The organism is Sphingobium sp. L-44 (genome assembly GCF_056859495.1).
Window position 1 is genome coordinate 1 of the sequence record NZ_JBSXOQ010000083.1, and the last position, 19981, is coordinate 19981.

The 19981-nt window shown below is 65.6% G+C and carries 19 protein-coding genes, 1 tRNA gene and 1 riboswitch; of the genes, 13 read left to right on the plus strand and 7 right to left on the minus strand.

Annotated elements, in window-relative coordinates:
• Window positions 1-478: 478 nt before the first annotated feature.
• Window positions 479-553: transfer RNA gene (locus tag AC13EK_RS10260), tRNA-Thr, on the minus strand.
• A gap of 115 nt (window positions 554-668) precedes the next feature.
• On the opposite strand from AC13EK_RS10260, the gene AC13EK_RS10265 reads away from it, so the two are divergent.
• Entirely contained in the window at window positions 669-809 is a 141-nt protein-coding gene (locus AC13EK_RS10265; protein ID WP_164522487.1) for a hypothetical protein, read from the plus strand.
• Window positions 810-815: 6 nt separating this feature from the next.
• Here AC13EK_RS10265 and AC13EK_RS10270 read toward each other — a convergent pair whose 3' ends face one another.
• Complete coding sequence (locus AC13EK_RS10270) at window positions 816-2597, minus strand: aminopeptidase P family protein (protein WP_069336577.1); 1782 nt, start codon at window positions 2595-2597, stop codon at window positions 816-818.
• A gap of 110 nt (window positions 2598-2707) precedes the next feature.
• Here AC13EK_RS10270 and AC13EK_RS10275 point away from each other — a divergent pair, with 110 nt between their 5' ends.
• Complete coding sequence (locus tag AC13EK_RS10275; RefSeq protein WP_069336576.1) at window positions 2708-4780, plus strand: S9 family peptidase; 2073 nt, start codon at window positions 2708-2710, stop codon at window positions 4778-4780.
• The gene (locus tag AC13EK_RS10280) at window positions 4780-5178 is read left to right on the plus strand and encodes an acyl-CoA thioesterase (RefSeq protein ID WP_069336575.1); all 399 of its coding nucleotides are present in this window, start codon (window positions 4780-4782) and stop codon (window positions 5176-5178) included. Before AC13EK_RS10275 ends, AC13EK_RS10280 begins: the two co-directional genes overlap by 1 nt.
• A 12-nt stretch (window positions 5179-5190) precedes the next feature.
• On the opposite strand, the gene AC13EK_RS10285 is transcribed toward AC13EK_RS10280, so the two are convergent.
• Window positions 5191-6051, minus strand: coding sequence for an ABC transporter substrate-binding protein (locus AC13EK_RS10285; protein ID WP_069336574.1), 861 nt, complete (start codon window positions 6049-6051; stop codon window positions 5191-5193).
• Window positions 6052-6117: 66 nt separating this feature from the next.
• Window positions 6118-6310, plus strand: a riboswitch (cobalamin riboswitch).
• Between the two features lie 136 nt (window positions 6311-6446).
• Here AC13EK_RS10285 and AC13EK_RS10290 point away from each other — a divergent pair.
• Genes AC13EK_RS10290 through cobU form a run of 8 tightly spaced genes read left to right on the plus strand, consistent with a single transcriptional unit; the run spans window position 6447 to window position 13530 of the window.
• Window positions 6447-8402, plus strand: a complete 1956-nt coding sequence (locus tag AC13EK_RS10290) for a TonB-dependent receptor plug domain-containing protein (protein ID WP_069336597.1) — start codon at window positions 6447-6449, stop codon at window positions 8400-8402.
• On the plus strand, window positions 8402-8809 hold the full coding sequence (locus tag AC13EK_RS10295; protein ID WP_069336573.1) for a DUF1636 domain-containing protein: 408 nt from the start codon (window positions 8402-8404) through the stop codon (window positions 8807-8809). The genes AC13EK_RS10290 and AC13EK_RS10295 overlap by 1 nt, the downstream gene beginning before the upstream one ends.
• Window positions 8806-9819 carry a nicotinate-nucleotide--dimethylbenzimidazole phosphoribosyltransferase gene (gene cobT / locus AC13EK_RS10300; protein ID WP_069336572.1) on the plus strand — a complete coding sequence of 338 codons (1014 nt, stop codon included), beginning with the start codon at window positions 8806-8808 and terminating at the stop codon, window positions 9817-9819. Before AC13EK_RS10295 ends, cobT begins: the two co-directional genes overlap by 4 nt.
• The gene (locus AC13EK_RS10305; protein WP_004209730.1) at window positions 9816-10385 is read left to right on the plus strand and encodes a histidine phosphatase family protein; all 570 of its coding nucleotides are present in this window, start codon (window positions 9816-9818) and stop codon (window positions 10383-10385) included. Before cobT ends, AC13EK_RS10305 begins: the two co-directional genes overlap by 4 nt.
• Window positions 10382-11101 (plus strand): adenosylcobinamide-GDP ribazoletransferase, encoded by a 720-nt coding sequence (locus tag AC13EK_RS10310; protein ID WP_069336571.1) that lies wholly within the window; start codon window positions 10382-10384, stop codon window positions 11099-11101. The genes AC13EK_RS10305 and AC13EK_RS10310 overlap by 4 nt, the downstream gene beginning before the upstream one ends.
• The gene (locus AC13EK_RS10315; RefSeq protein WP_069336570.1) at window positions 11098-12081 is read left to right on the plus strand and encodes a threonine-phosphate decarboxylase; all 984 of its coding nucleotides are present in this window, start codon (window positions 11098-11100) and stop codon (window positions 12079-12081) included. Before AC13EK_RS10310 ends, AC13EK_RS10315 begins: the two co-directional genes overlap by 4 nt.
• Entirely contained in the window at window positions 12074-13027 is a 954-nt protein-coding gene (cbiB, locus tag AC13EK_RS10320) for an adenosylcobinamide-phosphate synthase CbiB (RefSeq protein WP_069336569.1), read from the plus strand. Before AC13EK_RS10315 ends, cbiB begins: the two co-directional genes overlap by 8 nt.
• A complete protein-coding gene (gene cobU, locus AC13EK_RS10325) occupies window positions 13024-13530 on the plus strand; it encodes a bifunctional adenosylcobinamide kinase/adenosylcobinamide-phosphate guanylyltransferase (RefSeq protein ID WP_069336568.1) in 507 nt (168 codons plus the stop codon). Before cbiB ends, cobU begins: the two co-directional genes overlap by 4 nt.
• 27 nt (window positions 13531-13557) lie before the next feature.
• Here the strand turns inward: cobU and dapD are convergent, their stop codons facing one another.
• The 4 genes from dapD to AC13EK_RS10345 form a co-directional block, all read right to left on the minus strand.
• Complete coding sequence (dapD, locus tag AC13EK_RS10330) at window positions 13558-14397, minus strand: 2,3,4,5-tetrahydropyridine-2,6-dicarboxylate N-succinyltransferase (RefSeq protein ID WP_017502548.1); 840 nt, start codon at window positions 14395-14397, stop codon at window positions 13558-13560.
• The gene (locus tag AC13EK_RS10335) at window positions 14394-15065 is read right to left on the minus strand and encodes a pyrimidine 5'-nucleotidase (RefSeq protein WP_069336567.1); all 672 of its coding nucleotides are present in this window, start codon (window positions 15063-15065) and stop codon (window positions 14394-14396) included. The genes dapD and AC13EK_RS10335 overlap by 4 nt, the downstream gene beginning before the upstream one ends.
• Window positions 15066-15129: 64 nt before the next feature.
• Window positions 15130-16008, minus strand: coding sequence for an LOG family protein (locus AC13EK_RS10340; protein WP_004209740.1), 879 nt, complete (start codon window positions 16006-16008; stop codon window positions 15130-15132).
• Window positions 16009-16085: 77 nt separating this feature from the next.
• Window positions 16086-16784, minus strand: a complete 699-nt coding sequence (locus AC13EK_RS10345; protein ID WP_037521923.1) for an extensin family protein — start codon at window positions 16782-16784, stop codon at window positions 16086-16088.
• A gap of 160 nt (window positions 16785-16944) precedes the next feature.
• Here AC13EK_RS10345 and AC13EK_RS10350 point away from each other — a divergent pair, with 160 nt between their 5' ends.
• On the plus strand, window positions 16945-18105 hold the full coding sequence (locus tag AC13EK_RS10350) for a phosphoserine transaminase (protein WP_069336566.1): 1161 nt from the start codon (window positions 16945-16947) through the stop codon (window positions 18103-18105).
• Between the two features lie 138 nt (window positions 18106-18243).
• Entirely contained in the window at window positions 18244-19824 is a 1581-nt protein-coding gene (gene serA / locus AC13EK_RS10355; protein ID WP_026109465.1) for a phosphoglycerate dehydrogenase, read from the plus strand.
• Window positions 19825-19981 lie beyond the last annotated feature (157 nt).

Below are 19981 nucleotides of genomic sequence, written 5' to 3' on the forward strand. Positions count from 1 at the left end.
TCGACCGTTGGAAGTCCTGCCTCCTGTTCCTTGATCATCCCGATGATCTGCGCCTCGGTGAAACGGCTCTTCCTCATGCGTCTGCTCCTTCTCGTGGGCAGACTCTACATCAGAATGAGGGACCTTTCGGGGGGCAGGTCAGTGTCATTACCTGTCGAAAAGAGCGCGCCCCCCGATTCGGTTCGGAGGCCAGCTTCAGTTTCAGAGAGGGATTTACGCTTCGGCACCAGATTTCCCAGTTCGTCCTTTGGACCTGATTCCCTTTGCTCGCAGTGTCATGATCTAGAACATGTCGCTGCTATCATCTGGCCGCCGACGTAATTTGCCGCGGCGGGCGCCAGAGGAGACTTGAGCCGTCCAGTGAGCGCAATTCCAGATTCTGCTCAAATACAGAGCTTGAAGCGTTTATATGGGTCGGAGGAAGCCACTTAGCGGGTCAACGGCGCGACTTAGTGGGTCTGGTTAGTCGGGGGAGAAATGGTGCTGCCGGCGAGGATTGAACTCGCGACCTCAGCCTTACCAAGGATGCGCTCTACCACTGAGCTACGGCAGCACTCTATTTCGTCTCCGTCGCGCCGTGCGCTTCGGAGGTCGCGCCTATGGCCGCCCCATTGCCTCCTGTCAAGGCGGGTTGCGGCAGATAATGCATTTTGCTTATGCGCTTCGTCATGAGCGAGACCCAGGACGAAAAGAAAGCAAGGCTGGCGCAGGCGCTGCGCGACAATTTGCGGCGGCGCAAGGCCCAGAGCCGCGATGTGGCGCGGGAAGGGGCTGAGCCCACCCCCGCGCCGGAATCGTCCAAGGACTGATTCGGATTAGAGCGGCGCGCAGGCCGACTGGAGCCAGGCCAGCGCCTCGCCTTCGAGCTGCGGGCCGACCACGGCCAGCACCTGCGCATGATAGGCGTCGACCCAGGCGCGCTCACCGGCATCCAGCAGGTCGGTGGCGATGGCGTTGCGGTCGATCGGCGCGAAGGTCAGGGTCTCGAAACCCAGCATCGGCTTTTCTCCGCCGGAGATCGCCCGTTCCTCGACCAGCACCAGATTCTCGATCCGGATGCCATATTCGCCGGTCTTGTAATAGCCCGGCTCGTTCGAGAGGATCATGCCCGCCACCAGCGGCTCGTCGCCGCCGCCGAAGGTCGCGATCCGCTGCGGCCCTTCATGCACCGACAGGAAGCTGCCGACGCCATGGCCGGTGCCATGGGCATAATCCAGACCCTGCGCCCAGAGATATTGGCGCGCCAGCACGTCGAGCTGGCCGCCGCGCGTGCCAAGCGGGAAGACGGCGCGGGCCAGCGCGATATGGCCCTTCAGCACCAGGGTGAAGCGCTGCTTCATCTCTTCGCTAGGGCTGCCGATGGCGATGGTGCGGGTGACGTCGGTGGTGCCGTCGCGATACTGGCCGCCCGAATCGACCAGGTAGAAGCTGCCGGCCTCGATCGGCCGGTTGGTCTTTTCCTCGACGCGATAATGCACTACCGCGCCATTGGGGCCGGCGCCGCTGATCGTGTCGAAGGACAGATCCTCCAGCAGGCCGGTATCCTTGCGGAACGCCTCCAGCCGGTCCGAGGCGGAAAGTTCGGTGAGACCGCCCTTGGGCGCTTCCACCGCGATCCAGTGGAGGAAACGGCTCAAGGCGGCGCCATCGCGCTCCTGCGCTGCCTTGTGGCCGGCAATTTCGGTGTCGTTCTTGATCGCCTTGGGCAGCACGGCGGGGTCGCGCAGGCTGAGTATCTGGGCGCCGCCGGCGTCGAGCGCCTCGAAGATGGCGGCAACGGCTCGCTCGGGGTCGGCGACGACGGTCTTGCCCTGGAGGTCGGCGAGCGCATCGGCAAAGGCGGCGCGGTCATGGATGCGCACCGCATTGCCCAGATGCTTGGCAACCGCCTCGTCCATCTTTTCCGGCGCGACATAGAGGTCGGCGGTGGCATCGGCATGGACGATGGCATAGGCCAGCGCGACCGGGGTGCGCTCGACATCCTTGCCGCGGATGTTGAAAGCCCAGGCGATCGAATCGAGCGCGGAGAGGACGGCGGCATCCGCCTTCTTCGACACCAGCCAGTCGGCGATGTCGGCGCGCTTCTCGGCCGCATTCTTGCCAGCATAGCGATCCTCATGGACCACCAGCTTGGCGTCGCTGGGCGCCGGGCGATCGGGCCAGACGGCGTCGACCGGATTGGTGTCGACTGCCACCAGCTCCGCGCCCTTCTGGGCCAGCGCTTCGGTGGCCTGCTTCACCCAGGCGCGGGTGTGCAGCCAGGAATCATAGCCGATGCGCGCGCCTTCGATCGCATGGTCCTTCAACCAGGCGGCGATCGAAGTCTGCGGCACGCTTTCATATTGCCAATGGGCGCCGTCCACCTGCTCGCGCACCTGCAGCGTGTAGCGACCGTCGACGAAGATCGCGGCCTCCTCCGGCAGGACCACGGCGCTGCCGGCCGAACCCTGGAAACCGGTCAGCCAGGCGAGCCGCTGGGCATAGGCGCCGACATATTCGCTCATATGCTCGTCGGTCAGGGGGACCACGAAACCATCGAGCTTCTGGCGTACCAGCTGGGCACGCAGGGCCTTCAGGCGATCTTCATAACTGGACATCGAACTTCCCTTGGATCATTCCGGCCTCTTGCGTTGGCCATAATGCCGACAACATAGAGGGGCCGGCGCGCTTATTCCAGCGCAGCCCCCGTCTGGACCATGGATAGTTAATGACCGATCAAATGCAGCCGCCCCTGTCCCCGCCGATCGCCGAACGCCGCCCGCACAGTTTCGCGCATCATGGCATCACGGTGGACGATCCTTACGCATGGCTGCGCGACCCCGGCTATCCCGACGTCAAGGACAAGGATGTGCTGGCCTATCTGGAGGCGGAGAACGCCTGGTTCGAGGGCGCGATGGCGCCGCACAAGCCGCTGCTCGACACGCTGTTCCACGAGATGAAGGGGCGCATCAAGGAAGATGACCAGTCGGTCCCGCAAAAGGATGGCGACTATATCTACTGGCGCGCTTTCGAGACCGGGGCGCAATATCGCAAATGGTATCGCAAGCCCGCAGCTGGCGGTGACGACCAGCTGATCCTGGACGAACCGGCGCTGGCGCAGGGCCATGACTATTTTCGTCTCGGCGCCATGTCGGTCAGCCCGGATGGCCGCTATCTGGCCTATGCCATCGACACCAATGGCTCCGAACGGTTCGAGGCGCGGATCAAGGATCTGTTTTCGGGTAAAATCCTGCCCGAAGTCATTCCCGACACATTGTCGTCGCTGGTGTGGACCAGCGATTCAAAGGGGCTGCTCTACGGCCTCGCCAATGAAAATTGGCGGACCGACAATGCGCGGCTGCACTGGCTGGGCCAGAGCGTCGAGAGCGATGTCGAGCTGTTCCATGAGGATGATGAGGGCTTCCGCGTCTCGATCGGCCTCACCTCATCGGAAAAATGGATCGTCATCGCGACCGGCGACCATGTCACCAGCGAAGCCTGGCTGATCCCGGCCGACAATCCGACCGCGACGCCGCTGCTCGTCTCCGCGCGCAAGGCCGGCCGCGAATATGATGTCGATGAGCATGAGGGCACGCTCTACATCAAGACCAACGACACCCATCCCAATTTCCGGCTGGTGAAGGCATCGCTCGACGCGCCCGACCAGTGGGATGAAGTGATCGGCGCCGACGCCCATTTCTACCTGACCGATTTCACCCTGTTCAAGACCTTCTACGTCACCGAAGGGCGGCAGGACGGGCTCGACCAGATCGAACTGCGCGATTATGCGACCCATGCGGCAAAGCGCATTCCGTTCCCGGAAGCCAGCTATTCGGCGAGTCTCGACGACAATCCCGAATATGAGGTGACGAAGCTGCGCATCGGCTATGAATCGATGGTCACGCCCGACACCATCCATGATTATCATCTGGCAACGGGTGAGTTGGAGATACTCAAGGTCCAGGAAATTCCCTCGGGCTATGACGCCAGCCGCTACGCCACCGAGCGGCTGATGATCCCGGCGCGCGACGGCACGCAGATTCCGGTGTCGATCGTCTATCCCGCGGATTTCCCCCGCGATGGCAGCGCGCCGCTGCACCTTTATGGCTATGGCGCCTATGGGCTGGCGATGGAGCCGGGTTTCTCGACCAGCCGCCTGTCGCTGCTGGATCGCGGCTTTGCCTTTGCCATCGCCCATATTCGCGGCGGCGACGATATGGGCCAGCAATGGTATCTGGACGGCAAGCTCGACAAGCGCACCAACACCTTCACCGATTTCGTCGATGTTGCGAAGGGGCTGATCGATCTTGGCTATTCGGCCAAGGGCAGGATCAGCATTTCGGGCGGATCGGCCGGCGGCGAGCTGATGGGCGCGGTCATCAACAGCGATCCCGACCTGTGGGGCGCGGTGGTGGCACATGTGCCGTTCGTCGACGTGCTCAACACCATGCTGGACGAAACGCTGCCATTGACGCCGGGCGAATGGCCCGAATGGGGCAATCCGATCGAGGATGAGGCCGCATTCCGCACCATACAGTCCTATGATCCCTACACCCATGTTAGCGCCCAGGATTATCCGCCGCTGATGGTGACCGCCGGGCTGAACGACCCGCGCGTCACCTATTGGGAGCCGGCCAAATGGGTGGCGAAGCTGCGCGCGACCAAGACCGATAGCAATATCCTGCTGCTCAAGACCAATATGGGCGCGGGCCATGGTGGCAAGTCGGGCCGGTTCGAGAGCCTGCACGAGACCGCGGAGGAATTTGCGTTCATCCTGTGGCAGCTGGGAGTGGAAGGCTGATGGCGTCGAGCTTCACCAAGCAATTCACCGCGCGGCCCGAGGATATCGATGTGCTGGGCCATGTGAACAATGCGGTGTGGGTGCAGTGGATGGAGCAATTGTCGGTCGAACATTGGATGACCGATGCCGACCCGGCCCATGTCGATGCCTATATCTGGGTCGTGACCCGGCATGAGGTCGATTATCGCGGCAACGTGACCGAGGGCGATGTCGTGTCGGGCCGCACCTGGATTCCGGAAGGACCGCGCGGCGCGCGGTTCGACCGGCTGATCGAGTTCACCGGGCCGGACGGCAAGGTGAAGGTGTCGGCCAAATCCACCTGGGCGATGATCGACAAGGAAAGCGGCCGATTGATGCGGGTGCCGGCCGAAGTCGCCGCCAACTTCATCGAGGGCTGAGCCGGCCCAGCTTCAGCGGGCGCTGACGGCCTGGGAGAGGGCGCGGGCTGCCTGCACATAGGCCGGTCCGCCGCACACGGTCCAGGCCTGGGGCAGGCTGATGCGCGCTATGTCGCGCAGCACTGGATGATGCAGCATTTCGGTGCCCTGGTCGGTGATGCGGTCGGTGGCGCTCTCGACGATCAGATAGTCGGGCCGGGCGGCGACCATCTCCTCCAGGCTGACCTGCGCGATCGCTGGCTTGCCAAGGTCGGCGGCCAGGTTGCGCAGCCCCGCCCTCGTCATCAGGTCGTCGACCAGCGTGCCGGTGCCGGTCATGTAGCCGCGCCGCTGATAATAGGCCGCGACTTTGGGCTTCGGCGCGCGGGGCAGGGCGGCGAGTTCCCGGTCCATCCGCGCGATCATCGCTTCGCCGCGGTCGGCATGGCCGATCGCCTGCGCCACGGTGCGGATCGACGCGACGATATCGGCATAGCTGTCCGCGCTTTGCAGATCGACGGCGGGATAATGCTGGGCCTTGAGGATGGCGATCGCCGGATTGCGCCGCGCCGGCATGCCGATCACCAGATCGGGATTGGTCGCCAAAATCTGTTCGGCCGATCCGTCGAGGATGGGCAGGCCCTTCGTTACGGCAGCCACCGCCGACATCTGCCGATCGGCGGCATTATGGGTCAGGCCGGCAATCTGGTCGCGATCGGCCAGCGCGACCAGCAACTGGTCGGCGCACAGGTTGAGCGACACGATCCGTTGCGGACGTTTGCTGGCACTGGCAGGCTGGCGCGCGGTGGCTGCCCATAATGTGGCGCCACCGACCAGGGCGATCATCAGGGCGATCATCCCCTTGCCGGGGCCGATGGGCGCAAATATCCGCATGGCCACCTCCCTTAGCCGGCGCGCTCCGCCAGGCAAGGAAGATTGACGCTCCAGTCGGGCTCGCCTATCGCCCGGACTGCGACAGGTTCCCCGGCAACGGGGATGAAAAGGGAATGGGGTTCAAGACCCCGGCTGCCCCTGCAACTGTGAGCGGCGAGCCTTTGTGCCACATGCCATTGGGACCGCAAGGTTCTGAGAAGGCGGCATGAATCAGCGATGACCCGTGAGCCAGGAGACCTGCCCGTCGCGGTCGTCCTTCGCGCGGACAGGGTGTGCCGAGCGGACGGGGGTGAACCCGCGTGGCGACAGGTGGACCGCAAATTGCGGGGATCATGTCGCGCCCGGCCGGGCACCGATATCGTCCCTGGGATGCGGTCCCTCGTCCGGGGGCTTATGTGTTCAAATATCTGACTTTCTGTTCTGTCCTTCTTTCCACCACCGCTTTCGCCGAAGAGGCGCAGCAGGCACCACCGCCCGATGCCGCTGCCGATGCCGGCGCATCCTCTATCCTCGTCACCGCGACCCGCCTCGCTACGCCGGTCGATCAGGTGCCGGCCTCCGTTACCGTGCTCGACAAGGCCGCGATCGATCGGGCGCAGGATCTGGGCGTCACCGAATTGCTGTTGCGCACGCCCGGTGTCAGCATCTCGCGCAATGGCGGCTATGGCACGGCGACGTCGCTGCGCATCCGCGGCGCGGAATCCGACCAGACCGTGGTCGTGATCGACGGCGTGAAGCTCAACGATCCCTCCTCGGCCGGCGGCGGCTATAATTTCGCAAACCTGCTGGTCGGCGATGCCTCGCGGATCGAAGTGCTGCGCGGCCCCCAGTCGACCCTGTGGGGCAGCCAGGCGATCGGCGGCGTCGTCAATGTCGTCACCGCCATGCCCGAAAAGGCGCTGGAGGGGAGCTTCGATATCGAGGCGGGGTCGCGCGACACGGTCAGCGCCCGCGCGGCGCTGGGCGGGAAGACCGGCCCGGTCAGCTGGCGGATCGGCGGCCAGAGTTTTACCACCGACGGCATCTCGGCGATCAGCCCGGCCTTTGGTGGCAAGGAGAAGGACGGCTATACCAACCGCAGCGTCACCGGCCGGGTCGAGGTCGCGCTGGCGGACGGGATCAGCGCCGATCTGCGCGGCTATTATTCCGATGGCCGGGTCGATTTCGACGCCACCAGCGCGGACAGCCCCGCCTATGGCACCAATCGTGAATTTGTCGGCTATGCCGGCCTTAACGTCGCACTGCTCGACGGTCGCTTCCGCAACCGCTTCGGCTATGGCTATACCGACACCGATCGCGAAAATTATGATCCGCGTAACCAGCGCCAGCAGACGTTCGACGCGGCGGGGCGCAACCAGCGGCTGGAATATCAGGGCAGCTTCGCGATCGCCGATGGCTGGACCGCGCTGTTCGGGGTGGAGAATGAGAATAGCCGCTTCCGCAGCGTGTCGCCTTCGGCGTCGCTTTCGGTGCCGATTCCCGACCCGGCCCGCGGCAAGGCGGAGATCACCAGCGTCTATGGCCAGCTCAATGCCCAGCCGATTACGGGCCTGACCCTGACCGGCGGGCTGCGCTATGACGATCATAACCGCTATGGCGGCCGGACCCTTTTTTCCGCCGGGGGCGTCTGGGCGCTGCCGACCGGGACGGTGCTGCGCGCCAGCTATGGTGAGGGGTTCAAGGCGCCGACCCTCTATCAGCTCTTTTCCGAATATGGGAATCAGGCGCTCGATCCCGAACGCGCCCATGGCTGGGAAGCGGGCGCGGAGCAGCGTTTCTTTGGCGAGAAACTGCGACTGGGCGCGACCTGGTTCGACCGGACGACGACCGACCAGATCATTTATAATAGCTGTTCCACAAGCTCGACCGATCCGCTCTGCTTTACGCCCGGCACCACCACCCGCCGCTATGGCTATTATCTCAATGTCGCGCGCGCCAAGGCGCATGGCATAGAGGCGCAGGTGGCGATCGAGTCGGTCAAGGGGCTGACCATCGACGGCAATTATAGCTGGACCGTGGCGGAGGATCGTTCGGACGGCACTGCGAACGAAGGCAATTGGCTGCCGCGCCGGCCGCGCAACAGCGCCAATGGTTCGATCAGCTATGCCTGGCCGTTCGGCCTTACCACCGGCGCGGCGGTGCGCTGGTCCGGCCACAGCTATGACAATGCGGCCAACACGACGCGGCTGGACGATTATACGCTGGTCGACCTGCGCGCCGAATATGCGCTCACCCCGGCGTTGCGCCTGTTCGCCCGCGTCGAAAATCTCTTCGACGAGAATTATATGACGGCCTATCGCTATGGCACGCTTGGGCGCAGCATCTATGCCGGCTTCCGGGGGCGCTTCTGATGCTGCGCCCCGTCGAACCCGGCCCCGCCATCGTCGCCTGCAGCACCTGCCGCCATTCGGCCGAAGCGCGGGAGGACGGGGAGGGCGTGCGCGGCGGGGCACGGCTGGCGGAGGCGCTGCGCAGCGTGCAGGCCTCCGACCCGCGCTATGCCGCCGTCGCGGTGCAGGACATGCCCTGCCTGTTCGCCTGCCAGGATCATTGCACCGTCCATCTGCGCGCGCCGGGCAAGGTCGGCTATGTCATGGGGCGGTTCACACCGGATGCCGATGCGGCGCGCGCGATCCTCGATTACGCTATCGCCTATGCCGCCAGCGAGCATGGCCGCGTCGCCTTTCGCGAATGGCCCGAAGGCGTGAAGGGCCATTTCATCACCCGTACCCCGCCGGAAGGATTTGTCGTCGAATGAGCTTCGCCTCGGTCACCGATTTCGAAAATGCCCTGGCCAACCTGCCGCCGGCCGAGGAACTGGCGAGCGCGGCGGCACGCGCGCGGCAGGCCGAACTGACCAAGCCATTGGGGGCGCTCGGCCGGCTGGAGGATGTCGCGATCTTCATGGCAAGCTGGCAGGGGCGCGCGGTGCCGCGCCTGAAGCGGGCGCGTGCCGCGATCTTTGCCGGCAATCACGGCTTCACCGTCCATGGCGTCAGCGCCTATCCCGCCGCCGTGACCGCGCAGATGGTCGCCAATTTCGCCGCCGGCGGCGCGGCGATCAATGCGCTCGCCGGTGTCGCCGGGCTGGAACTGGCGGTGCGATCGATCGATCTGGACCGGCCAACGGCGGACTTCACCATTGCCCCCGCCATGACCGAGGAGGAGTGCCTGACCGCGCTGTCGATCGGCGCGGCGGCGGCCGAAGAGGATCTGGACCTGCTGGTCGTGGGCGAGATGGGGATCGGCAATTCGACCGCCGCCGCAGCCCTGAGCGCCCGCAGCTTTGGCGGTGCGGTCCGCGACTGGGTTGGTCCCGGCACGGGCGTCGATGGCGAGGGGATCGCGCGCAAGATCGCGACGATCGATCGCGCGCTCGCCTTCCATGCCGATGCGCCGGACAGCGCCTTCGAAACGCTGCGCCGGCTGGGCGGACGCGAACTGGCGGCGATTGCCGGCGCGGTGCTGCGCGCCCGCCAGCTGGGCGTGCCGGTGCTGCTCGACGGCTTCATCAGTTGCGCCGCGATCGCGCCGCTGGTGGCGCAGGTGCCGGTCTTTGCCGACCATTGCCTGGCCGGCCATTGCTCGGCCGAGCCGGGCCATGGCCTGCTGCTGGAGCGGATGGGCCTTGAACCGCTGCTGCGCCTCGACATGCGATTGGGCGAAGGCAGCGGCGCGGCGGTGGCGGCCAATATCGTCCGTGCGGCCGTAGCCGCGCATAGCGGCATGGCGACCTTTGCCGAGGCGGCGGTGTCGACCGCGACATGATGGGCATGCCGCTCCACCTGCTGCGGCATGGCGCGCCCGAGACGCCCGGCCTGTTGCTGGGGCGGACCGACAGCGTGCCGACGCGCGCGGGCATCGATGCCTGCCTGGCGCAGGCGGAGGGGCTGGAGATCGAGATGATCGTGACGTCCGACCTGCAGCGCGCCCGGCAGGCGGCAACCGCGATCGGCGAGCGCGCCGGCTTGCCGGTTTGGGTCGATCCGCGCTGGCGGGAACTGGATTTCGGCATCTGGGATGGCCTGGCCCCGGCCGATGTCGATCCCGAGGCGCTCGCCCGTTTCTGGCAGGATCCCGATGGCTTCGCGCCGCCGGGCAGCGAGGGATGGACGGCATTGCTGGGGCGGATCGCCGATGCGGTCGAGGATCTGCCGCGCGTGCCCACATTGGTGCTGACCCATGGCGGGGCGATGCGCGCGGCGCTGGCCCATCTGTGCGGGTTCAGCGTGCAGCAGAGCTGGAGCTTCGGCCTGCCCTATGCCGCCTTGCTGTCGCTGGAACGCTGGACCGGGGAGCCGCCACTCGCCCGCATCACGGGCCTGCGCCCATGAAGGGGCTGGTCCTTGCTATCCAGTTTCTGACCCGCCTGCCGATGCCGAAGGTGACAGCGAACGAGACAGACTTCGCACGGTCCATTCGATGGTTTCCGGCGGTCGGCGCGATTGTCGGTCTATCTGTCATGTTCGCTGTCAATCTTGGCGTTCACATCGATCCCTGGATCGGGGCGCTGGCCGGGCTGCTCTGCTGGGTCGGCGTGACCGGGGCGCTGCATCTCGACGGCTTGGGTGACATCGCCGACGCCTGCGGCGCGGTGCATAAGGGGCGCGACCGGCTGCTGGCGGTGCTGGCCGACCCGCATGTCGGCAGTTTCGGTGTGGTGGCGATCGGGCTGCAACTGATCGCCAAGCTGCTGCTGCTCCACGCGTTGGTCGAACGGGGCATGATGCTGCCGCTGCTGCTCATTCCCTTTGCCGCGCGGATCGGGCCGCTGCTGTGGGCACGCATGCTGCCGCCGCTGCATGCCGGGCTGGGCGCGCGCTTTGCCGATGCCGTCAAAACGATCCACATCGCCCTGTGGATAAGTCTGTTGATAATCGCCGCCTGGTGGCTGCCGGCCCTGCTCGCGGCGCCGCTGCTGATGCTGGTCTGGGGCCTGTGGCTGAAGCGCAGGCTGGGCGGCATTTCCGGCGATGGCCATGGCGCGGGCATTGAACTGGTTGAAAGCGGGCTGCTTTTCGTCGTCCTGATCGCGGGCGGCACGACATGACGACGCGCTGGACCTGGCATGGCGGCGGCGTGGCGGCGGCGAGCGCGCATTTCGGTGGCGCGCCCGAAAGCTGGCTCGACTTATCCACAGGCATCAATCCCCATGCCTGGCCCGGCGCGGCCGAGCAGGCGATCGACTGGCGCGCCTTGCCCGACGAGCAGGGACTGCGCGCGCTCGAACAGGGGGCGGCCGATCATTTCGGCGTCGCGGCCGATCATGTCTGCGCGCTGCCGGGGACGGAGGTTGGCCTGCGCCTCGTTGGCGCATTGCTCGACGGTTCGGTCCGCCATGCCAGCCCGGCCTATCGCACCCATGGCGCGATGGTGCAGGGCGCCGCGCCGGTCGATCTCGGCCATCTGGACGAAGCTGACGGGCAGACGCTGATCCTCGCCAATCCCAATAATCCCGACGGGCGCATCCATGGCGTGGCCGATCTGCTGGCCCTGCTCGACCGGCGCGGGCCGGACGGCTGGCTGGTGGTGGATGAGGCCTTTGCCGATGGCCATCCGGGCATCAGCCTGGCGCCCTTTGTGGCCGACGATCGCCGCCTCATGCTGTTGCGCTCTTTCGGCAAGTTTTTCGGGCTTGCCGGCCTGCGCCTCGGCTTTCTGGTGGCGCCGCGCGCGATCATCGCGCGGGTGCAGGATAGGCTGGGTGCCTGGCCGGTGTCGGCCGCCGCCATTGCCATCGGCATGGCGGCCTATCGCGATAGAGCTTGGATAGAAGCGATGCGCGACCAGCTCCAGCGGGAGGCGCAGGCGCTCGACACGCTGCTGTTGCGCTGCGGCTATCAGCCGATCGGCCAAAGCCCGCTCTTTCGCCTGATCGAAACGCCCCATGCCACGGCCCTGTTCGAGCGGCTGGCAGGGCAGGCGATTTTGACCCGGCCCTTCGATAGTCAGCCGCATTGGCTGCGCATCGGCCTGCCGGCAGACGCGATGGGTCTGGCCCGACTGAAACGGGCGCTGCGCCATGGCTGATCCGGTTGCGTTGCTGGCGCTCGCGCTGGATGCGGTGGTCGGCTGGCCGGCGGCGCTCTATCGCCGGGTCGGCCATCCGGTCGGCGGATTTGCGCGGCTCATCGATCATTGTGCTGCGCGCTGGAATGATCCGGCGCGTAGCGCTCTCGCCCGGAAAATGGGCGGAATGGCGACGGTGCTGGTCCTGCTGTCGGTGGCGGGCGGTGGCGGATGGCTGGTCCAGCATCAGCTCCGCCTCTGGTTGCCGCAACCGTGGAGCTGGCTGCTGATCGGTGTGCTGGCCTATCCGGCGCTGGCGCTGAGTAGCCTCTATAGCCATGTCCGCGCGGTCCATCGCGCGCTGGCGGCCGAAGACCTGCCGGCAGCGCGGGAGGTGGTCGGCATGATTGTCGGCCGCGACACGCAATCGCTCGATGAAAGCGGCGTGACCCGCGCCGCGATCGAGAGCCTGGCGGAAAGCTTCTGCGACGGTGTCGTCGCGCCCTTCTTCTGGTTGCTGCTGTTGGGGCTGCCGGGTGTCTGGGCCTATAAGGCGGTGAACACGGCCGACAGCATGATCGGCCATCGCGAAGCCCCCTGGGGGCCGTTCGGCTGGGCGGCGGCGCGCACCGATGACCTGATGAACCTGATCCCGGCGCGGCTGGCCGGCTGCCTGCTCTGTCTGGCCGGGGGGGGCGGCTGGCGGGTGATGTGGCGCGACGCGCGCAATCATGCCTCGCCCAATGCCGGCTGGCCCGAAGCAGCGATAGCGGGCGCGCTCGACCTGCGGCTGGCCGGGCCGATCCGCTATGATGGCGTGCGCCATGACAAGCCCTGGATCGGCAGCGGGCGAAGCGAGGCCGATCCGCTCGACCTACGCTGGGCGCTGGCCATCTATGTTCAGGCCTGCCTGCTGCTCTGGCTGGTGGCCGGGTTGCAGGCGCTGTTTGCTGGAGACATGATATGACAAGCAGCCTGCTAGTGCTGGGCGGCGCGCGATCGGGCAAGAGCCGCCATGCCCAGGCAGCGGCGGAAGCGCTGCCCGGCGCGCACGTCTTCATCGCCACGGCCGAGATTTGGGACGCGGAAATGGCCGACCGGATCGCCCGACACCGGGGCGATCGCGGGCCGGAATGGGAAACGGTGGAGGCGCCGATCGAGCTGCCGGGCGCGATCGCGGCGGCGCGGGGCAAGACCGTGCTGGTCGATTGCCTGACCTTGTGGGCCAGCAACCTGCTGCTGGCGGATCGGGATGGCGAGGCCGCGGCCGACGCGCTCTGTGCCGCGATCCTGGCCCATGACGGGGCGATCATCCTGGTCGCCAATGAAGTGGGGCTGGGCATCGTGCCCGACAATGCGCTGGCGCGGCGCTTTCGCGATCTGGCCGGGACATTGAACCAGCGGATCGCGGCGGTGGCGGATCGGGTCGTTTTCGTCGCGGCGGGCCTGCCGCTCGCGCTCAAGGGGTGAAGGGGCGGCGGACCGCCCCTTCCCTTATCAGTCGCGCAGCAGTTCGTTGATGCCGGTCTTCGACCGGGTCTGGGCGTCGACGCGCTTGACGATCACGGCGCAGTATAGGCTGGGGCCGGGGGTGCCGTCGGGCAGCGGCTTGCCGGGCAGCGAGCCGGGGACGACGACCGAATAGGGCGGCACTTCGCCCATGAACACTTCGCCGGTGGCGCGGTCGATGATCTTGGTCGACTGGCCGATGAATACGCCCATCGACAGCACCGAGCCCTTGCCAATGCGCACGCCCTCGACCACTTCCGAACGGGCGCCGATGAAGCAGTCATCCTCGATGATGACCGGGTCGGCCTGCAGCGGTTCCAGCACGCCGCCAATGCCGACGCCGCCCGACAGATGGACATTCTTGCCGATCTGGGCGCAGCTGCCGACCGTCACCCAGGTGTCGACCATCGTGCCTTCATCGACGAAGGCGCCGATGTTGACGAAGCTGGGCATCAGGATGACATTCTTAGCGATATGGCTGCCAGCGCGGGCGAAGCTGCCCGGCACGGCGCGGAAACCGGCGGCGCGGAAGGCGGCCTCGTCCCAGCCGGCGAACTTGCTCGGCACCTTGTCCCACCAGTGGCCGGCGCCCGGACCATTGTCGATCATGACATTGTCGTTGAGGCGGAAAGAGAGCAGCACGGCCTTCTTCGCCCACTGGTTGACCTGCCAGCCAGCCTCGGTCGGCTCGGCGACGCGCAGTTCGCCCTTGTCGAGCAGGGCCAGTGCCTTGTCTACCGCCTGGCGGACGTCGCCCTGGGTCGACAGGTTGATATTGGCCCGGTCCTCCCAGGCGGCGTCGATGATCGCGATCAGGTCTTGGCTCATGGTCTTTCCCCAAAAATATCCGCCAGGAACGGCGTCAGATGGTCGGTTTCAAAATCGATGAAATCGGGATGATGGTCGTGATTGCCCGCTTCCGACCCGTTATTGACCCAGATGGTGGTCATGCCGATCGCTTTGGCGGGCTTCAGATTGCGGGCCATGTCCTCGAAAAAGGCAGCGCGGGTCGGGTCGATGGCGTGGACGCTGCACAGCTCCGCATAGCCCGACGGATCGGGCTTGGGCACATAGCGGCAGGCATGGATGTCGTGGATCAGCTCGAACGCGCCGGTCAGGCCCAGTCGATCGAGCACGCGGCCCGCATAGGTCGCGTCGCCATTGGTGAAGATCAGCCGGCGGCCGGGCAGGGCGGCGATATGGGCGTTGAGGACGGCATCGACCGCCAGCCGCTCCATTGAGATGTCATGGACATAGTCGAGAAATTCGCGCGGCTCGATGCCATGATGGTGCATCAGCCCCGACAGGGTCGTGCCATGTTCCATGAAATAGCGTTTCTGGACGATCCGCGCCTCGGCCGGGTCGCAGCCCAACAGGCCCTGGATATATTCGCCCATCTTCACGTCGATCAGCGCGAACAGGTCCGCCTTCGCCGGATAGAGCGTATTGTCCAGATCGAAGATCCAGGTGTCGACATGGGCCAGGTCCGCGCGCATGGCCGCGCCCTAATCCCCGGCGGGGATTAGGGCAAGGGCGCAAAGGTCCCATGGATCGGCCGCATCAGCCGCAGCCGGGCGCTTCGCTGTCGTGATAGAAGTCCTGCACTGCGGCCCAGGCATCCTCGGCCGTCTCGACCCAGGTCAGCAGGTTGAGGTCATTGTGCGAAATCACGCCCTCATCGGCCAGCGCCTCGAAATCGACGACCTTGTTCCAGAAATCCTTGCCGAACAGCAGGATCGGGATCGGCTTCATCTTGCCGGTCTGGATCAGGGTCAGCAGCTCGAACATCTCGTCGAACGTGCCGAAGCCGCCGGGGAAGACCGCGAGCGCGCGGGCGCGCAGCAGGAAATGCATCTTGCGCAGCGCGAAATAGTGGAACTGGAAGCTCAGCTCCGGCGTGACGAACAGATTGGGCGCCTGTTCATGCGGCAGCACGATGTTCATGCCGATCGTCGTCTGGCCGACATCGACCGCGCCGCGATTGGCCGCTTCCATGATCGAGGGACCGCCGCCCGAGCAGACGACGAAGTGGCGGCAACCCGCGGCGTTCACCGGATATTGCGCCGCGATCCGCGCCAGCTTGCGCGCTTCCTCATAATAGCGGGCCTTCTTGCCCAGATTTTCGGCAATCTTCTTCTGTTCGGGCGTGGTGGCCGCGTCGATGCGCGCCTGGACCTGATCGGGTTCGGGAATGCGGGCGGAGCCGTAGAAGACGAAGGTGGATTCGATCCGCGCCTCGTCCATCAGCAACTGGGGTTTCAGCAGTTCGAGCTGGAAGCGCACCGGCCGCAGATCCTCGCGCAGCAGGAACTCATTGTCCTGGAAGGCGAGCTTGTAGGCGGCGCTGCTGGTCTGGGGGGTTTCGATCGCCTTCCTGGCGTCGTCCGCTTCCTGGCGTGCGGGGCGGAATTTGCGTTCTTCAATTTCTTTCTTGGTCATTCCCAACAAGCTAGGCGCGGCAGGTGACAATGCCAAGACCGTTCAATGGCAAAATTGGCCAAGTTGGCTATTTCCGCTCAGCGGCAAAAGCCGCCGCGGCCGCCCATGTCGAAATGGAAATGGTCATGATGGGCGGCGTTATAGTCGGGCGACAGCACCGTGTTGAACCGCTTGCAGGCGCTGGCATGGACCACTTCCAGAAACTGGCGGGTGCGCTTGTCGCCATGCCAGTCCTTCTCGACGCTGATCCGCCGCCCGTCGCTCAGGACGAAGGCGGATACATCGATCGCATTGCTGTGGGCATGTTCGCTGAGCTTGCCGCTGCCCGCGATCGGCCGGCAATTATAGGTGCCGAATGTCTCGATCTTTTCGATCTCCGCGCCCAGGATCAGCCGGGCGGCGGGCTGCACGGCATAGCGCGACCAGGCCGCGAAATTGGCGGCAAGGTTGCAGGTCATGGCGCCCAGGCCCGAGGTCGGCACACCGATGTCGAGCAGTTTGACGCTGCCGATCGCGCTGCATCCGCCACCGAAATTCTGATCGGGCAGGGGGGTGAAGGCGACCGACTGGGATTGCAGCTTGGCGAAGCATTGCCGGGTTTCGAGCGGCGGCGGCGCGGGCGGGGTGGTTGGGCGCGCGCTCTTCACCGGTTTGGATGCACGCGCGACTCGACCCTTGGGCACCAGGTCGCCGCTGCAGGCGGCCAGCATGCTCGCCATCGTCGCGGCCAGGGCCGCGCTGCGCCATACCGAATTTTTCGTCGCCCGCTCTACCATCAATCCCGCATTTACCACGGCTTTCCGGGCCTATGGGTTAACGGCGCTGTCATTTCGTCGCATTTTGCTGCGGCTTGACTCTTTTTCCGAAATCTTTAGGGCGGCCGACGGGCCACGCGGTCCCAACGCCGCGCGTGCTCTCTGTAAGGAGACGCATTACATGACTGATCTGACTGCCGTTGACGCCACCATTGCGCCTGCCGCAAAGCCCGCAACCCGTCCGGCTCGCCCCTTTTTCTCTTCCGGTCCCTGCGCCAAGCCTCCGGGCTGGGATGCCGCCAAGCTGGCCACCGAGTCGCTCGGCCGTTCGCACCGCGCCAAGATCGGCAAGACCCGCCTCGCCTACAGCATCGACCTGATGCGCGAGCTGCTGAACCTGCCCGACACCCACCGCATCGGCATCGTGCCGGGTAGCGACACCGGCGCCTTTGAAATGGCGATGTGGACGATGCTGGGTGCCCGCCCGGTGACGACGCTGGCCTGGGAAAGCTTCGGCGAAGGCTGGGTGACGGACGCCGCCAAGCAGCTGAAGCTCGATCCGACCGTGATCCGCGCCGACTATGGCCAGTTGCCCGACCTTTCCACCGTCGACTTCTCGAACGATGTGCTCTTCACCTGGAACGGCACCACATCGGGCGTGCGCGTGCCGAACGCCGACTGGATCCCGGCCGATCGTGAAGGCCTGACCTTCGCCGACGCCACCAGCGCGGTCTTCGCCTATGAGATCGACTGGACCAAGATCGACGTCGCCACCTTCTCCTGGCAGAAGGTGCTGGGCGGCGAGGGCGGCCATGGCGTGCTGATCCTCGGCCCCCGTGCCGTCGAGCGTCTGGAAAACCACACCCCCGCCTGGCCGCTGCCCAAGGTGTTCCGCCTGATGGCCAAGGGCAAGCTGGCTGAAGGCGTGTTCAAGGGCGAAACCATCAACACCCCGTCGATGCTGGCCGTGGAAGACGCGATCTTCGCGCTGGAATGGGGCAAGTCGCTGGGCGGCCTCAATGGCCTGATCGCACGCAGCAACGCCAATGCGGCGGCGCTGGGCAAGATCGTCGCCGAACGCGACTGGCTCGGCCATCTCGCCGTCGACGAAGCCTCGCGCTCGACCACCAGCGTCTGCCTGACCGTCGAGGGCGCCGACGAAGCCTTCATCAAGGCCTTCGCCGGCCTGCTCGAAAAGGAAGGCGCCGCCTATGACGTGGCGGGCTATCGCGACGCCCCGGCAGGCCTGCGCATCTGGTGCGGCGCGACCGTCGAGACCGCCGATATCGAGGCGCTCGGCCCGTGGCTCGACTGGGCCTACGCTCAGACCAAGGCTGCCTAACTTCATTTAAATTCCGATCGCCCTGAGCGAAGTCGAAGGGCTCGGCCGACCGATAGGGAGGCCACTTCGCTTCGCTCAGTGGAGGGCTTCGACTTCGCTCAGCCCGAACGGTTACAGATATTCCAGAAGGATATTCCCATGCCCAAGGTTCTCATTTCCGACAAGATGGACCCCCGCGCCGCCGCGATCTTCCGCGAGCGTGGTGTCGAGGTTGACGTCATCACCGGCCAGACGCCGGAAGAACTGGCCGCGATGATCGGCGCCTATGACGGCCTCGCCATCCGCAGCTCGACCAAGGTCACCAAGGCGATTCTCGACGCCGCGACCAACCTCAAGGTCATCGGCCGCGCCGGTATCGGCGTCGACAATGTCGATATCCCGGCCGCATCGGCCCAGGGCGTGATCGTGATGAACACGCCGTTCGGCAACTCGATCACCACCGCCGAACATGCCATCGCGCTGATGTTCGCGCTGGCCCGCCAGATCCCCGAAGCCAATGCCCAGACGCAGCAGGGCCTGTGGCCCAAGAACGGCTTCATGGGCGTGGAAGTCACCGGCAAGACGCTGGGCCTGATCGGCGCCGGCAATATCGGCTCGATCGTTGCCAGCCGCGCGCTCGGCCTCAAGATGAAGGTCGTTGCCTTCGATCCGTTCCTGACGCCCGAGCGCGCCGTGGAAATGGGCGTGGAAAAGGCCGATCTCGACACGCTGCTGGCGAAGGCCGACTTCATCACGCTGCACACGCCGCTGACCGACCAGACCCGCAACATCCTGTCGAAGGAAAATCTGGCCAAGACCAAGAAGGGCGTACGTATCGTCAACTGTGCCCGTGGCGGCCTGATCGACGAAGCGGCGCTGAAGGAGGCGCTGGATTCGGGCCATGTCGCCGGCGCCGCGCTCGACGTGTTCCAGACCGAGCCCGCCAAGGAATCGCCGCTGTTCGGCACGCCGAACTTCATCTGCACCCCGCATCTGGGCGCATCGACCGACGAAGCACAGGTCAATGTCGCGCTGCAGGTGGCCGAACAGCTCAGCGACTATCTGCTCGACGGCGGCATCACCAATGCACTGAACGTCCCCAGCCTGTCGGCCGAGGAAGCGCCCAAGCTCAAGCCCTATATGGCGCTGGCGGAAAAGCTGGGCAGCCTGATCGGCCAGCTGGAAGGCGATGCCATCACCGGCGTTGCGGTCGAGGTCGAGGGCCATGCCGCCGAGCTGAACCAGAAGCCGATCACCGCCGCGGTGCTGGCCGGCCTGATGCGCGTCTATTCGGACACGGTGAACATGGTCAACGCGCCCTTCCTGGCGAAGGAGCGTGGCCTGGACGTGCGTGAAGTGCGCCATGACCGCGAGGGCGACTATCAGACGCTGGTGCGCGTCACCGTTTCGACCGAAGCAGGCGACAAGTCGGTGGCCGGCACGCTGTTCGGCCATGCCCAGCCGCGTCTGGTCGAGCTGTTCGGCATCAAGGTCGAAGCCGATCTCGACGGCCACATGCTCTACATCGTCAACCAGGATGCGCCGGGCTTCATCGGTCGCCTGGGCTCGAAGCTGGGCGAGTCGGACGTCAATATCGGCACCTTCCATCTGGGTCGTCGCAATCAGGGCGGCGAAGCCGTGCTGCTGCTGTCGGTCGACGGCACCGTCACCGAACCGCTGCGCTGGGCGATCTGCAACCTCGCCGGCGTGAAGCAGGTGAAGCTGCTGCGCTTCGCCTAAGCTGACCTAAATATCTGCCGTTCGGTTCGAGCAGCCCTTCGACTGCCTGCAAGGCAGGCGCTCAGGACAGGCTTCAAGCTTGTCGAGAAGCGTTGTCGAGAACAGTTCTCGACAAGCTCGAACCGAACGGGGGTAGGGGATGGCCTAACCCCAAAAT

Excerpts from the sequence above, each read along its gene's own strand:
- AC13EK_RS10265 (WP_164522487.1), top strand. The coding sequence starts at position 669 with ATGAGCGAGACCCAGGACGAAAAGAAAGCAAGGCTGGCGCAGGCGCTG.
- AC13EK_RS10270 (WP_069336577.1), bottom strand. The coding sequence starts at position 2,597 with ATGTCCAGTTATGAAGATCGCCTGAAGGCCCTGCGTGCCCAGCTGGTA.
- AC13EK_RS10275 (WP_069336576.1), top strand. The coding sequence starts at position 2,708 with ATGACCGATCAAATGCAGCCGCCCCTGTCCCCGCCGATCGCCGAACGC.
- AC13EK_RS10280 (WP_069336575.1), top strand. The coding sequence starts at position 4,780 with ATGGCGTCGAGCTTCACCAAGCAATTCACCGCGCGGCCCGAGGATATC.
- AC13EK_RS10285 (WP_069336574.1), bottom strand. The coding sequence starts at position 6,051 with ATGCGGATATTTGCGCCCATCGGCCCCGGCAAGGGGATGATCGCCCTG.
- AC13EK_RS10295 (WP_069336573.1), top strand. The coding sequence starts at position 8,402 with ATGCTGCGCCCCGTCGAACCCGGCCCCGCCATCGTCGCCTGCAGCACC.
- cobT (WP_069336572.1), top strand. The coding sequence starts at position 8,806 with ATGAGCTTCGCCTCGGTCACCGATTTCGAAAATGCCCTGGCCAACCTG.
- AC13EK_RS10305 (WP_004209730.1), top strand. The coding sequence starts at position 9,816 with ATGATGGGCATGCCGCTCCACCTGCTGCGGCATGGCGCGCCCGAGACG.
- AC13EK_RS10310 (WP_069336571.1), top strand. The coding sequence starts at position 10,382 with ATGAAGGGGCTGGTCCTTGCTATCCAGTTTCTGACCCGCCTGCCGATG.
- AC13EK_RS10315 (WP_069336570.1), top strand. The coding sequence starts at position 11,098 with ATGACGACGCGCTGGACCTGGCATGGCGGCGGCGTGGCGGCGGCGAGC.
- cbiB (WP_069336569.1), top strand. The coding sequence starts at position 12,074 with ATGGCTGATCCGGTTGCGTTGCTGGCGCTCGCGCTGGATGCGGTGGTC.
- cobU (WP_069336568.1), top strand. The coding sequence starts at position 13,024 with ATGACAAGCAGCCTGCTAGTGCTGGGCGGCGCGCGATCGGGCAAGAGC.
- dapD (WP_017502548.1), bottom strand. The coding sequence starts at position 14,397 with ATGAGCCAAGACCTGATCGCGATCATCGACGCCGCCTGGGAGGACCGG.
- AC13EK_RS10335 (WP_069336567.1), bottom strand. The coding sequence starts at position 15,065 with ATGCGCGCGGACCTGGCCCATGTCGACACCTGGATCTTCGATCTGGAC.
- AC13EK_RS10340 (WP_004209740.1), bottom strand. The coding sequence starts at position 16,008 with ATGACCAAGAAAGAAATTGAAGAACGCAAATTCCGCCCCGCACGCCAG.
- AC13EK_RS10345 (WP_037521923.1), bottom strand. The coding sequence starts at position 16,784 with ATGGTAGAGCGGGCGACGAAAAATTCGGTATGGCGCAGCGCGGCCCTG.
- AC13EK_RS10350 (WP_069336566.1), top strand. The coding sequence starts at position 16,945 with ATGACTGATCTGACTGCCGTTGACGCCACCATTGCGCCTGCCGCAAAG.
- serA (WP_026109465.1), top strand. The coding sequence starts at position 18,244 with ATGCCCAAGGTTCTCATTTCCGACAAGATGGACCCCCGCGCCGCCGCG.